We start from the raw sequence: 14,151 nt of genomic DNA, 5'->3' as shown, positions 1-14,151 counted from the left end.
GTGGACGCTGACTGGATCTTCCGGCCAGGCTTTGGCAGGATGCGCGCCCGCAGCCGGGTACGACCGTCCGAAATCGCCCTCGAACACCTCCTGACCTGCCCGTACGGATCGATCTGACGATTGTGCGGGGCTCGTGAACAAGTCATGCAGACTGGTGGTCATGCGCATGGAACTGGCCACTTCACCCGGCTCGCCCGAACGCCCCAACGAGGACTGGGCATCCGTTGCCCTGCCCGCATCCGGCCAGGGCGGAACACTCGTGGCACTGGACGGGGTCACCCCACCCCGCGGTGACTACGGCTGTGAGCATGGAGTCCCTTGGTTCACCGCCCGACTCGGCGGGGCCCTGCTCGAACTGTCCGCTTCTCGGACAGATCTGTCACTGGCCGAGATTCTCTCGACAGCAATCCGGCGCACCGCCGACGCACACCGCGACCGCTGTGACCTTTCTCACGTTCGAACGCCTCAGGCGACGGTGTTGATCGCGCGTTGGGGCGCCCCCGCGGGCGATCTGGAGTATTTGGTCCTCTCCGATTCGACCCTCCTGCTGGAGTCGCCCGACGGCGCGGTGCGCGCGGTGCTGGACGACCGGCTCGACCGGCTGCCCCGGGAGCAGCTCCTCACCCACGCGTCGGCGGACGCACTGCGCAATGCGGAGGGCGGTTTCTTCACGGCGGCGGCGGACCCGGGGGTGGCGGCCCGCGCGGTCACCGGCCGGGTGCCGTGCTCCGAGGTGCGCGCGGTGGCGGCACTGACGGACGGCGCGTCGCGCTGGGTGGACATGTTCGCGGAGGGGAGCTGGGCGGAGGCCCTGGGGGTGCTGCGCAAGGAGGGGCCGCAGGGGCTGATCGACCGGGTCCGGGCGCTGGAGTCGGCGGCGGCGGAGGCGCGCACGGAGGCGATCCGCTGGAAGCTGCACGATGACGCGGCGGCGGTCTTCGCGGAGCTGTGACCTCGCGGGTGACCGGGGGTGCGGGTGCGGGACGGTGGCGCGGCGGGCCGGGGGTCGGGAGCAGGGGGCCGGGGGCCCGGGCGGAGGCTCGGTCCCGGGGCCGGGGCGCCGCGGCCTGCGACATCGGGCCGGGGGCCTGGGGCCCGGGATTGGTCGGGGCGGGCCCGGCCGGCACTCGGCGCTGGACCTGGGACTAGCCGGGGGCCGGGGCCGGCCGGGGGCTCCGGGCGGGGCCGTGACCGCCGCCCCCGGCCGGCGCGGCGACGGGAGCGACTACGGCTCGTCCCCCACCCGCGCGTTCAGCTGGTGCAGCAACCGGGCCAGCTCCGCCAGCTCGCCACGGTCCCAGGCGGCCAGCTCGCTGACATAGCGCTCGCGCCGCGCGTCCCTCACTCGGCTGAATCGCTCCAGACCTTCCGTGGTGAGCCGGACGAGTGACGCCCGGCCGTCGTCCGGATCGGGTTCCCTGGTGACCAGGCCCAGCTCCTCCAGCGCGCGGAGCTGACGGCTCATCGTCGCCCTGCCGACCCCGAAGTAGCCCGCCAGCTCCGTGGCCCGCTGCGCACCGGCCGCTTCGAGCCGGACGAGCAACCCGTAGGCGGCGGGCTCCAGTCCGGGGTGCACCTCGCGCGCCATCTCGCCGCTCGACGCCCGGGCCCTGCGCAGAAACACGGCCAACTCCCGCTCCAGGGCGAGGAAAACCTCATCCACGCCGCCTCCCGCGCCGTTTTCCGCACCCCCTTCCGTACCGGGGTTGACTTCGCTCCCCGTACCGCTTCTGTGCACGTCAGCACCCCTCGCGCGCTCTCCGGACTCTGAAAGTTTCCTCCGGCGTCCCGCCATCACCGCAGCTCGCCCAGTATTTCGTAGGCATAGACCAACGGCATTGCCCCGCAACCCTTCCATATCGGTGTTCTACGTGCGTAGCGTGATCAATGGCATGTGCACACCATATTGCTCCAACCGTGCATGTCATCACATCGTCGGATCCCCCCACCGGAGGCACGCTGTGTCCGTGCACAGATCCGGAACCACCGTTCCCCTCAGCAGCCCGTCGGGGAGACTCCGCCGCCCGCTCATGGCAGCGGCCGGCACTCTCCTCGTACTCCTCTCTCTCCTGACCCTCTCCTCGCCGGCCGGCGCGGCCGATGCGACCGACCCGAGCGACCCGACCGACATCCCCCCGCGCGGCTCCGCGCACCTCGGCATGGGCGTCATCGCCCACGACGGCCAGGGAGCCCTGCCGCCCGAAACCCGCGCGGTCCAGACGGAAGGCGTCGACGTCTCCAGCCATCAGGGCAACGTCGACTGGCCGGCCCTCTGGACCAGTGGCGTGAAATGGGCGTACGTCAAGGCCACCGAGGGCACCTACTACAAGAATCCCTACCACTCCCAGCAGTACACCGGCTCGTACGCGGTCGGCATGATCCGGGGCGCGTACCACTTCGCCACGCCCGATACGGCGAGCGGCGCCACTCAGGCCGACTTCTTCGTCGACAACGGCGGCGCCTGGTCCCCGGACGGCCGGACCCTGCCGGGCGTGCTCGACATCGAGTGGAATCCGTACGGGGCGGCCTGCTACGGCAAATCGCAGTCGGCGATGGTGTCGTGGATCCGGGACTTCCTGGACCGGTACCGGACCCGCACCGGGCGGGAAGCGGTGATCTACGCCGCCACCACCTGGTGGACCCAGTGCACCGGCAACTACGCCGGTTTCGGGGCGAGCAACCCCCTCTGGATTCCCCGCTACAACACCACCCCGGGTCCCCTCCCGGCCGGCTGGACCACGCACACGATGTGGCAGTACACCTCGTCCGGACCGATCGTGGGCGATCACAACAGATTCAACGGGGCCCATGACCGGATCGTGGCCCTCGCGAACGGCTGACGCCCCACCACTCCCCCGTCTCCTCCCCGTCCTCAGGCGGGGAGGCGGCGCGGACACGACGGAGGGCCCCGACCGGAAGACGTCTTCCGGTCGGGGCCCTCCTACCGCTCTCGGCGGGGGGGCCTCAGGCGGCCACCGCGACCGCGACACCGGCCGGGGCCAGCGCGATCTCCAGCACCTGACGGACGTCCGTCACCGGGTGCACCTCCAGCTTGTCGAGGATCTCGGCCGGGACGTCGTCCAGGTCCGCCTCGTTCCGCTTCGGTATCACCACGGTCGTGATGCCCGCCCGGTGCGCGGCCAGCAGCTTCTGCTTCAGACCGCCGATGGGCAGCACCCGCCCGGTCAGCGACACCTCACCCGTCATGGCCACGTCCGTCCGCACCAGCCGCCCGGAGAGCAGCGACGCGAGCGCCGTCGTCATCGTGATGCCCGCGCTGGGACCGTCCTTCGGCACCGCTCCGGCCGGGAAGTGGATGTGCACACCCCGGTCCTTGAGGTCGGCGACCGGCAGCTCGGTCTCCGCGCCGTGCGACCGCAGGAAGCTCAGCGCGATCTGCGCCGACTCCTTCATCACATCGCCGAGCTGACCGGTGAGGGTCAGCCCCGACGCGCCCGTCTCCGGGTCGGCGAGCGACGCCTCCACGAAGAGGACGTCACCACCCGCGCCGGTCACCGCGAGTCCGGTGGCGACACCGGGCACTGCGGTACGGCGCTCGGCCGGGTCCTGGGCGGACTCGGGCACATGGTGCGGCCGTCCGATCAGGGCGCGCAGCTCTTCCGCGCCGATGGCGAACGGCAGCTCGCGATCGCCGAGCTCGTGCTCGGCCGCGACCTTCCGCAGCAGCCGGGCGATGGAGCGCTCCAGATTCCGTACGCCCGCCTCGCGGGTGTACTCGCCCGCCAGCTTGCGCAGCGCCGAGTCCGCGAGCACGACCTCGCCGTCCGCCAGGCCCGCCCGCTCCAACTGACGCGGCAGCAGGTGGTCCCGGGCGATGACGACCTTCTCGTCCTCGGTGTACCCGTCGAGCCTGACCAGCTCCATCCGGTCGAGCAGCGCCTCCGGGATGGCCTCCAGCACATTGGCCGTGGCCAGGAAGACGACATCGCTCAGATCGAGTTCGACCTCCAAGTAGTGGTCGCGGAAGGTGTGGTTCTGTGCGGGGTCGAGGACTTCGAGGAGGGCGGCGGCGGGATCGCCCCGGAAGTCCGAGCCGACCTTGTCGATCTCGTCGAGCAGGACCACCGGGTTCATCGACCCGGCCTCCTTGATCGCCCGGACGATCCGGCCCGGCAGCGCACCGACGTACGTACGACGGTGGCCACGGATCTCGGCCTCGTCCCGGACGCCGCCGAGCGCGACCCTGACGAACTTCCGCCCCATCGCGTGCGCGACGCTCTCTCCGAGGCTCGTCTTTCCGACACCCGGCGGCCCGACGAGCGCCAGCACCGCGCCACCACGCCGTCCGCCGACCACCCCGAGACCACGGTCGGCCCGGCGCTTGCGGACCGCGAGGTACTCGGTGATGCGCTCCTTGACGTCCTGGAGACCCGCGTGTTCGGCGTCGAGGACGCTCTTGGCGCCCTGGATGTCGTACGAGTCCTCGGTGCGCTCGCTCCACGGCAGTTCGAGCACGGTGTCGAGCCAGGTGCGGATCCAGGAGCCCTCGGGGCTCTGGTCACTGGACCGCTCCAGCTTCTCGACCTCCTTGAGGGCGGCTTCGCGTACGTTCTCCGGCAGATCGGCCGCCTCTACGCGGGCGCGGTAGTCGTCGGACTCGTCGCCGTCGGACTCGCCGTTGAGCTCGCGCAGCTCCTTGCGCACGGCGTCGAGCTGGCGCCGCAGCAGGAATTCGCGCTGCTGCTTGTCGACGCCCTCCTGGACGTCCTTGGCGATGGACTCGGCGACGTCCTGCTCGGCGAGGTGCTCCCGGAGCTGCTCGGTGGCCAGCTTGAGCCGGGTCACCGGGTCGGCGGTCTCCAGCAGCTCGATCTTCTGCGCGGTGGTCAGGAACGGTGAGTATCCGGAGTTGTCAGCCAACTGGGAGACGCCCTCGATCTGCTGGACCCGGTCCACGACCTGCCAGGCGCCCCGCTTCTTGAGCCAGTCGGTGGCCAGCGCCTTGTACTCGGTGATCAGCTCGGCGACCTGTCCGGGCAGGGGGTCGGGCACGACCTCGTCGATCCGGGTCCCCTCGACCCAGAGCGCGGCACCGGGCCCGGTGGTACCCGCACCGATCTTCACCCGCCCGCGCCCACGGATGAGCGCGCCGGGATCCCCGTCGGAGAGCCGTCCGACCTGCTCGACGGTGCCGAGCACACCGGTCCCGGCGTACTTCCCGTCGACCCGCGGAACAAGGAGCACCTGGGGCTTGCTGTCACCACCATCGGGCGCGGCGGCCTGCGCGGCCTCCACGGCGGCCCGTACATCGGCGTCGTTCAGATCGAGCGGCACCACCATTCCGGGCAGCACGACCTCGTCATCGAGGGGCAGCACGGGCAGGGTGAGTGGTGTGGACGTCGAAGCCATGATCTCCCCTTTGGCAGTGAACTTGAGCTATACGCACTCAATGCTTGGGGAGGTCGAGATGTTCCCGGCCCGCTGTTCGCTCTGAGCGATCGAGGGGGTACGGGAGCGGGCCGGTGGCGGGGAGCGGCGGCGCAGGGGCCCAGGGGGCAGGGCCGTGGCGGAGGGCCCGGATGCGGGGTTCAAGGGAGGAGGCGAGCGGGGCGCCGGTCGGGGGGCGCTTCCACCGTCGCGATGTGATCACCGAAGGGCCGGTGCGCGACACCGGTGGACGGGGGGCGGCGGGAGGTGCCTGGCGGACGATCTCGCCGGGACCGGCGCTCCGGCCGGCAGGCCCCCGCGGGTGGCGGCGGGACTGGGTCCCGGGCGGGCCCGGCCGGAAAGGGACGGCAAACGCCCCCCGGTCCGGACGGACCCATCCGACTCCGCGCCTGGTGCGACGGCACGGCGCGTGGCACGGCAGGCCCGCGAAGGGCGCGCGCCGGTGGTGCCGGACGGCACGAGCGGCCGGTCACCCCGCCGATCCGGCCGGTCACCGTAAGGAAAGCGGGACCCGGGGCCCGCGCGCCACCGAACCCCCGCCCCGGAGCACGGGGGCTGTGCGAGGAGGACTAGCCGACGCGGAGTTCGAGGAGGATGGAGCGCTCGCCGCCCTCGACCCCTTCACCGAAGGGCTTGTAGCCGTTGGCGGGGGCGTCGATGACGGTCTTCTTGCCGGCACCGTCGGCGGGGGTGATCGTCGCCTTCACCGCGTACGCCTCGGTCCAGATGCCGAAGGCGTCGGCGAGTTCGAGCGTGAGGTAGCCCTTCTTCGCCTTGACGTCGAAGCAGAACTCCTTCGCCCCGACCCGGGACTTGACCATGATGTCGGTGGTTCCCTCGCAGGCGACGAGCATGATGTTGCCGTCGCCGCGCTTGAGCAGGATCTGCTGCTCCTGCTGGATGCGGTCGGCGCCCGGGTGGATGTAGTCCTCCACGGCGTAGGGCATCTCGGCGGCGGCCGGGGCGGCGGCGCGGGGCTGCGGGTCGGCGTGGGAGATGCCGAGGCCGGTCATGCCGACGGCCGCCGCGATCGAGGCGGTGAGACTGGCGAGGAGTGCCTTGCGGGCACGGGTCATGGCCACGGATACCTTCCGGTAATCAGGGGGTTGGGCAGACAAAGGCCCGATATTTTCGCATAAGTAAAGCATATGTAAGATCAACCGACTTCCCGAGACATGGTGTGAGGTACGCCGCTCCATGGGCGTTTTCGTCGCGTCTGACGCGACAGCACTTCTCGGTTGAAAGCGGGCGTTTACGGCCTCCGCGGCGTCGTGTCCCATGCGCAGTTGACACCGGCGGGCGGGGCCGCTCATTGCGAGCGCGTACGCAACGGTTGCTCTTATCTGAAAGGCAGGAATCGCCCATGCGTCGGCGATCACTCTTCACCAAGCCACCCTGGGGCAGATCCGGCCGCGCGCCGCGGTCGGCCTCGTCGTTGCGGCGGGGGGCCGGGGCCACGCTGCTGCCGGTCGCGCTGATAGCCGGTCTGATCGGCGCCTCGCCCGCCGCGACGGCCGAGCCGGTGGACGAGTTCCGGGACTATGACCGGGCCTTGGCCGTGGAGTACTGGCAGTCCGGCGGCGCGGGCGTCAAGGAAGCGGCCGAGCAGGCGCTGACGGGCACCGCCGACGACATCGTGAAGTTCCTCGCCACGGTGGACTCGATCGAGTACGACGACAACTACATCGAGGCCAGCCGCATCTTCCAGGTGGGTGGACCGGCTGTCCAGGACGCCACCGAGAAGGCGCTGAAGGGCACCGAGGACGAACTGGTCGCCTTCCTCGCGAACGGCTGGCAGGCCCCGCTGGACGAGGACCGGCAGGTCGAGATCTCGCGGATCATCTCGATGGGCGGCGTGGGAGTGCAGGACGCGGGCAAGGCCGCGTTGAAGGGCACGCCAGAGGACCGTGCGAAGTTCCTCTCCCTGGGTCGGTACTCGGCGAAGGAGTCCGACGACGAGGTCGCGGTCTCGCGGCTGTTCAGTTCCGGCGGGCCGAATGTGAAGGCCGCCGCCAAGCTCGCCCTGCGGGGCAGCGCGGACGACATCTCGGAGTTCCTGGAGATCGGGCAGTACGTCGCCCGCAACCGCGATCAGGAACACTCCACGATCGAGCAGCTGACCGCGCAGGCCCGGCGGGCCGGCAAGCAGGCCGAGGACGCGACGAAGAAGGCACAGGACGCCTCCGTCAAGGCCATCAAGGCGTCGGAGCTGGCGAAGGCGGCGGCGGCGAAGGCCGCGCGGGAGACGGAGCTGGCGAAGAACGACGCCAAGCGGGCGGCGGTCTTCGCGAAGCAGGCGGCCGACGCGGCGCGGGCGGCGGCCTCGGCCGCGCAGCAGGCGATCGGTTCGGCGAACGCGGCCAACCACGCCGCGCGCCGGGCCGCGCTGGCGGCGGCACAGACGGCGAACGCCGCCGCTGCGGCGGCGAACGCGGCGAACGACGCCCACAACGCCGCCATCGCGGCCGCGGGTGACGCGGGGAAGGCCGCCGACGCACGGGACGCGGCGAAGCGTGCGCGGACGGCGGCGGGTCTGGCGACGGAGTCGGGCAAGGCCGCCGAGCAGGCCGGCAAGGCGTCACAGGCCGCGGAGGCGGCGGCGCGCAGCGCGCTGAGCGCGGGCGCGAACGCGAACGCGGCGGCGGATTCGGCCGAGGCGGCCAGCCGGCACGCCGACACGGCCGGTGCCCATTCGGCCGAGGCGCGGGAGGCGGCTGCGGAGTCGCGTCGTCACGCGAACGCGGCGAACCGGGCGGCGAACAACGCCATGGCCCTGGCCCGTAGGTCCGCCGAGGCGGCGTTCGAGGCGCGCGACGCGGCGAACTCCGCCGCCGTGCACGCGAACAACGCCGCGGCGGCCGCGGAGGAGGCCGCGAAGCAGGCGCTGGCCGCGGCCGCGTGGGCGAAGCAGGCGACGAAGCAGGCGGAGGCGGCGAAGAGGGCGTCCGAGGCGGCCGACAAGGCGGTCGCCACGGCGAAGAAGGTCTTCACGATCGCGCGTGAGGTCGAGGCGGCCGATCTGGCCACCCGTACGGAAGCCTCCATCGAGCGGGCCCGTAGCCGCAAGGCCCAGAGCGAGGCGTACATCTCCGCCTCCGCCACACATCAGGCGAAGGCGCTGTCCCTGGACACCACCGCCGCCGCGCTCGCCACCGAGGCCGCCCGGCCCGACGTCGACGTGCCGGCGGTCGCGACCAAGGGCCGCGAGCTCGCCATCGAGGCGATGACCCTGCGCGGCCCGTGGAGCCAGGAGGCCGCCGCCCGTGCCCTGGCCGGCACCGACGCGGATGTTCTGGAGTACCTGCGGACCGGCTGGAACCGGGCCGGACAGGACGAGATCCGGGAGAGGGTCTTCCAGCTCGGCGCGCAGAGCCCGTACACCTCCGTCCGGGAAGCCGCCGTCCAGGCGCTGAACGGAACGCCGGAGCAGATCACCGACTTCTACCAGTCCGGTCAGTACGCCGCCGGTGAAGACGATCTCGCCGTCGCGGTCTCCCGGGTCCACAGCACCGGGGGCACCGGCGTCAAGGAAGCCTCTGAGGCCGCCCTCGCCACCAGTGACGGCCGGGCCATGGCCGTCTTCCTGCACAGCACCCAGTACTCGGCCCGGATCTCCGACCAGGAGGTCATCGCCTCGCGTCTCGCCGCCACTGGCGGACCCGAGGTCAAGGCCGCCGCCCTCGTCGCGCTGGCCGGACCTCCGCAGACGCTCAACCACTTCATCGCCGTGGGCCAGTACATGGCCGCCCGCGAGGACGACCTCGCCAGCAACCACATCGCCCAGGTCCAGCGGCTCCTCGCCGAGGGCTCCGTGATCGCCGCGAACGCCCAGGTCAACCGCTGGCGCGCCGCCAAGGCCGCCGCGAACGCCAACAAGGCCGCGGCCGAGGCGAGCAAGGCGGAGGTCGAGGCGAAGAAATCCGCTGCCGCTGCGCTCCAGCACGCCAAGGACGCGGACACCTCCGCCGACGCGGCCGAGAAGTCGGCGGCCGACGCCCAGAAGTCCGCCACCACCGCCCGTGAGGCCGCCGCCGCGGCCGACCGGGACGCGGCCGCCGCCGAGGAGTCCGCCGCCCAGGCCGATTTCTCCGCCGCCTACGCACGTGAGTCCGCCGCTCAGGCCGAGGACTCCGCCGCCTGGGCCCGTGAATCGGCCATCGCCGCCGGGAAGAGCTCGGAGGAGGCCGACAAGCTCGCCTCCGCTGCGTGGGCCGACACCCAGAAGCTCCGCGACAAGGAAGAGGCCGCCGCCCGCCGCGAGGCCGAGGAACGCCGCAAGAAGGAGGCCGAGGAGAAGAAGAAGCAGGGCGAGAAGCGCGTCTGCGAGGTCCCGCCCCCGCACCGGGAGGTCGGCAGCCTGATCAATTGCCAGCTGGCGCCGGGTGACTACGAGGTCAAACTGCCCGAGGCTCCCGACCCCGGCATCCTGGGAGTCATCTGGGAACTCAGCGGTGGCGCCGATATCCAGAAGTGCATCGAGAATCCGAAGCTCGGTCAGTGCGTCATGGCCGGGGTCGGCGTCATTCCGGCCGGCCGGGGTGTGAAACTCCTCGACAAGGCCGTCGACGGCGTCGAGGGCATAGCTAAGGGCAGCAAGCACCGTCCGGAAGTACCGTGTGTCAAGCCTCCCAAGAAGCACAGCTTCCCCGCCGGTACGAGTGTTCTGATGGCCAACGGCTCCACGCTTCCCATCGAGCAGGTCCGGGTCGGTGACTCGGTCATCGCCACGGACCCCGAGACGGGCGTCTCCGGACCGCGTCGTGTCGATGCCACCATTTACACCCCCGACGACCGGGACTTCACCGACATCACCCTCGACGGCGGCGGCACGGTGACGGCCACCGACCATCACCCCTTCTGGTCCGAGACGTCGAAGCGATGGATCGACGCGTCCGATCTCGGCGCCGGAGAAGCCCTCCGCACCGCTGACGGCGATTCCGTGCGGATCAGCGGGGTGAGCCACCGGAAGACGGTCCAGCCCGCGTACAACCTGACGGTCGACGGCCTCAGCAGCTACTACGTTGTCGCCGGCAAGGCCGAGGTGCTGGTCCACAACATCTTCGTGGCCATGCCCGCCCCCCGGAAGAAGATTCCGCTCGGCGGGAAGTTCCACGGCGAACTCGATCAGTTCAACGGCAACGGCGGCGAGGCGAGCTGGGAGATGCACATCTACGAGAAGGGCAAGGAGGTCGGCGTCCGGGGGCCGAACGGCTGGATCTGGAAGCACGGGTGGACGGAAGCCCCCACCCTCCCGAGCGCGATCGAGAAGACTCTCAACGGCAAGGCGAAGTCACTGAATCAGCGATTCGGCATCAGTTGCTAGCGAAGGGAAAGCGCAAGGCATGGAACATGTGATCGTGGAATGGCGGGAGGATGATGAGTTCCCCGGCTACCATCTGGATCCGAATCCTTATCTCGCCGTGCTGCCGGACCTGTCGGAATCGCTGCCCCCGGGGGCCCGGGAGTTCGCTCAGGACCCCGCGCATTACGCCTTCGGGGATCCCCGGTGCGTAAAGAATCTCAAGGTGGTCGACGTCCGTTTCAGTGACGATCCCCGGCCGTCCGCGACCCTTCGTCTCTCACCGAATCCCTGGATGCACACCGAATGCCTCACGATCGAGTATCGCGGCATCTCGAAGTTCTCCATCGAGGTCGACCCCGACGGCGAGGACGAGGAGTACCCGCAGGGTCTTGACCGGATCCTGCTGGATGAAATCCTCCCGGCCGGAAACGGCTGCGGTCACGAGATCCGTTTCAGCGGCGGGTCCCTGACCGTCTCCTGCGAGGATCTTCAGGCCCGCTGGGAGGCGTGACCGCGCGCCCGCCCCGTAGGGCCGCACGCGATCACCGGTGACGCACGGACGCCGGACGGGCTGACTCCAGCCCGTCCGGCGTCCGTGTGTGGGGGCCGGGGCCCCACCCCACCAGGTCTGCGGAAGGCGGCCACCCACGCAGAAGAAGCCCCCACCCCAGAACGGCCGAAATCAGTTGTCCCGGCCCGAACCGCCCACCACCATGACCTCCACCACCCCGACCGGAGGTCCCATGCTCAGCGACACCCCCCGCACCCTCGATCGTCGTCATGGCCCCTACGGCGAGGTGGTTCTCCGGCAGCGCGGTGCGCATCACGAGATCATCGCCAATGGGTGCTTCCTGATGGACACCTCCGACGGGCGGTCCGAGCGGCTGCTCGTCGACGCCGCCTACGACACGCTCGTCACTGGCGGAAAACAGACCCCTTCCCTCCTGCTCGGCGGGCTCGGCGTGGGCTTCTCGCTCGCCCATGCCGCCGCCAATCCGAACTGGGGGCGGATCGCCGTCGTGGAGCGCGAGCAGGCCATCATCGACTGGCATCGCACGGGGCCGCTCGCCCGGATCTCCGCCGCCGCGCTCGCCGACCCCCGGAGCGTGATCCTGCCCACGGATCTACTCGGCCAACTCCGCACCAGTGACGACCGGTATGACGCGCTCTGTCTGGATATCGACAACGGACCCGACTGGACCGTCACCGACGACAACGAGAACCTGTACACACCGGACGGACTCGCCCTCTGCCAGCGGCGATTGACGCCCGGCGGCGTCCTCGCCGTCTGGTCCGCGCAACCCTCCCCCGCTTTCGAAGAGACGTTGCGGAATGCCGGATTCACCAAGGTAAGAACCGAAGAGATCCGGGTTGCCCGGGGCGTACCCGACGTCGTCCACCTCGCCGTTCGGCCTGCGTAGCCGGGACCCCGCAACTCCCCTTACGCTGCTGAGTCACACACCGGATCTATCAACGAGCGTAAGACTTGAGAGAGCGCTTACAGGGGCGGGCGATGGAACAGACACAGACCGGCCACAATGGCGTCGCGGCCACTCCGGGCGCCCAGCGCCGGGTACTGGTGGTCGAGGATGACGCGACCATCGTCGACGCCATCGCCGCCCGGCTGCGGGCCGAGGGGTTCCTCGTGCAGACCGCCGTCGACGGGCCCGCCGCCGTCGACGCGGCCGAGGCGTGGCAGCCCGATCTGATGGTCCTCGACGTGATGCTGCCCGGGTTCGACGGGCTGGAGGTCTGCCGTCGGGTGCAGGCCCAGCGCCCGGTCCCGGTGCTGATGCTCACGGCCCGCGACGACGAGACCGACATGCTCGTGGGGCTCGGGGTCGGCGCCGACGACTACATGACCAAACCGTTCTCCATGCGTGAGCTGGCCGCCCGGGTACATGTACTGCTGCGCCGGGTGGAGCGGGCCGCGCTCGCCGCCGTGACCCCCCGGAGCGGGATCCTGCGGCTGGGCGAGCTGGAGATCGACCACGCCCAGCGGCGGGTCCGGGTCCGGGGCGATGACGTCCATCTGACGCCCACCGAGTTCGATCTGCTGGTCTGCCTGGCGAACACCCCGCGCGCGGTCCTCTCCCGGGAGCAGCTACTCGCCGAGGTGTGGGACTGGGCGGACGCCTCCGGCACCCGGACGGTCGACAGCCACATCAAGGCCCTGCGGCGCAAGATCGGCGCGGAGCGGATCCGTACGGTCCACGGCGTGGGCTACGCACTGGAGACGCCCGCTCCATGAGGCACCACCCCCGAGGCGGATCTCCCACGGGGGCGCCCCGCAGGAGGTCCGTCTCGATCACGATCAAGACCAAGCTCGGCACCCTCGTCGTCGTCTCGGTCTTCATCACCACGGGCCTGCTGCTGGTCGCCCTGAAGACCTCCACCGAGCTGCGGTTCATCACCGTCTTCTCGGTGATCGCCACCCTGTTGATCACCCAGTTCGTGGCGCACGGGCTGACCGCTCCGCTGGACGAGATGAACACGGTGGCGAAGGGAATATCACACGGGGACTACACCCGCCGGGTGCGGGGCGCGGACCGCCGGGACGAGCTGGGTGACCTCGCCTCCACGATCAACCGCATGGCGGACGATCTGGAGGCGGTGGACCGGCACCGCAAGGAGCTGGTCGCCAATGTCTCGCACGAGCTGCGCACCCCCATCGCCGCGCTCCGCGCCGTACTGGAGAACGTGGTGGACGGGGTCTCGGCCGCCGACCCGGAGACCATGCGCACCGCGCTCAAGCAGACGGAGCGGCTGGGCCGGCTGGTGGAGACGCTGCTGGACCTCTCCCGGCTGGACAACGGTGTCGTCCCGCTGCGGGCCCGCCGCTTCGAGGTGTGGCCCTATCTCTCCGGGGTGCTGAAGGAGGCCAACCTCGCCGCCGCCCAGCGCCGGCTGGCCTCGGGGTCCGGCCATCACACCCGTACGGACGTGCATCTGCACCTGGATGTGTCGCCGCCGGAGCTGACGGCGCACGCGGACGCCGAGCGGCTGCACCAGGTGGTGGCCAATCTGATCGACAACGCGGTGAAGCACTCACCCCCGCACGGTCGGGTGACGGTACGGGCACGGCGCGGTCCGGAGCCCGAGTCGCTCGATCTGGAAGTGGTGGACGAAGGGCCCGGCATCCCCGAGCAGGAGCGCCACCAGGTGTTCGAGCGTTTCAACCGGGGCGCGACCGGCGCTCCGCACGGCACCGGTGGCGACGGCGGCACGGGTCTGGGGCTCGCCATCGCCCGCTGGGCCGTCGATCTGCACGGCGGGCGCATCGGGGTGGCCGAATCGGCCCGCGGGTGCCGCATCCTGGTCACCCTTCCGGGCCTCCACTCGACCCGAGGTTGACGTAGGGTTCGAACCGGAAGCGCTCCTTCATTGTGTACATGATGAAGACAGGCCCCGAACGGCGCACTGTCGCGCCCGTCGGCTCG

The 14,151-nt window shown here is 70.8% G+C and carries 10 protein-coding genes; 7 read left to right on the top strand and 3 right to left on the bottom strand.

Going from position 1 to position 14,151, the window contains the following annotated elements; translation table 11 throughout:
- Window positions 1–160: 160 nt before the first annotated feature.
- On the top strand, window positions 161–952 hold the full coding sequence (locus ACH4S7_RS16925; protein ID WP_398521962.1) for a hypothetical protein: 792 nt from the start codon (window positions 161–163) through the stop codon (window positions 950–952).
- Between the two features lie 273 nt (window positions 953–1,225).
- On the opposite strand, the gene ACH4S7_RS16920 is transcribed toward ACH4S7_RS16925, so the two are convergent.
- A complete protein-coding gene (locus ACH4S7_RS16920) occupies window positions 1,226–1,738 on the bottom strand; it encodes a MarR family winged helix-turn-helix transcriptional regulator (protein ID WP_398521961.1) in 513 nt (170 codons plus the stop codon).
- A 223-nt stretch (window positions 1,739–1,961) separates the two neighbouring features.
- On the opposite strand from ACH4S7_RS16920, the gene ACH4S7_RS16915 reads away from it, so the two are divergent.
- Window positions 1,962–2,840 (top strand): lysozyme, encoded by an 879-nt coding sequence (locus ACH4S7_RS16915; RefSeq protein WP_398521960.1) that lies wholly within the window; start codon window positions 1,962–1,964, stop codon window positions 2,838–2,840.
- Window positions 2,841–2,964: 124 nt separating this feature from the next.
- On the opposite strand, the gene lon is transcribed toward ACH4S7_RS16915, so the two are convergent.
- On the bottom strand, window positions 2,965–5,370 hold the full coding sequence (gene lon / locus ACH4S7_RS16910) for an endopeptidase La (RefSeq protein WP_398521959.1): 2,406 nt from the start codon (window positions 5,368–5,370) through the stop codon (window positions 2,965–2,967).
- A gap of 608 nt (window positions 5,371–5,978) precedes the next feature.
- Window positions 5,979–6,485, bottom strand: a complete 507-nt coding sequence (locus ACH4S7_RS16905; protein ID WP_398521958.1) for a hypothetical protein — start codon at window positions 6,483–6,485, stop codon at window positions 5,979–5,981.
- Window positions 6,486–6,772: 287 nt separating this feature from the next.
- On the opposite strand from ACH4S7_RS16905, the gene ACH4S7_RS16900 reads away from it, so the two are divergent.
- The 5 genes from ACH4S7_RS16900 to ACH4S7_RS16880 all read left to right on the top strand — a co-directional run bounded on the left by ACH4S7_RS16900 (window position 6,773) and on the right by ACH4S7_RS16880 (window position 14,065).
- Entirely contained in the window at window positions 6,773–10,732 is a 3,960-nt protein-coding gene (locus ACH4S7_RS16900) for a polymorphic toxin-type HINT domain-containing protein (protein ID WP_398521957.1), read from the top strand.
- Window positions 10,733–10,751: 19 nt separating this feature from the next.
- Window positions 10,752–11,222 carry a hypothetical protein gene (locus tag ACH4S7_RS16895; protein ID WP_398521956.1) on the top strand — a complete coding sequence of 157 codons (471 nt, stop codon included), beginning with the start codon at window positions 10,752–10,754 and terminating at the stop codon, window positions 11,220–11,222.
- Window positions 11,223–11,424: 202 nt separating this feature from the next.
- Complete coding sequence (locus ACH4S7_RS16890) at window positions 11,425–12,132, top strand: spermidine synthase (protein ID WP_398521955.1); 708 nt, start codon at window positions 11,425–11,427, stop codon at window positions 12,130–12,132.
- Between the two features lie 92 nt (window positions 12,133–12,224).
- The gene (locus tag ACH4S7_RS16885) at window positions 12,225–12,962 is read left to right on the top strand and encodes a response regulator transcription factor (RefSeq protein ID WP_398521954.1); all 738 of its coding nucleotides are present in this window, start codon (window positions 12,225–12,227) and stop codon (window positions 12,960–12,962) included.
- On the top strand, window positions 12,959–14,065 hold the full coding sequence (locus tag ACH4S7_RS16880; protein ID WP_398521953.1) for an ATP-binding protein: 1,107 nt from the start codon (window positions 12,959–12,961) through the stop codon (window positions 14,063–14,065). The genes ACH4S7_RS16885 and ACH4S7_RS16880 overlap by 4 nt, the downstream gene beginning before the upstream one ends.
- Window positions 14,066–14,151: the final 86 nt, after the last annotated feature.

It is taken from the genome of Streptomyces sp. NPDC020965 (genome assembly GCF_044333555.1).
Lineage (GTDB): Bacteria > Actinomycetota > Actinomycetes > Streptomycetales > Streptomycetaceae > Streptomyces.
This window is presented reverse-complemented; position numbering and strand designations above follow the sequence as displayed.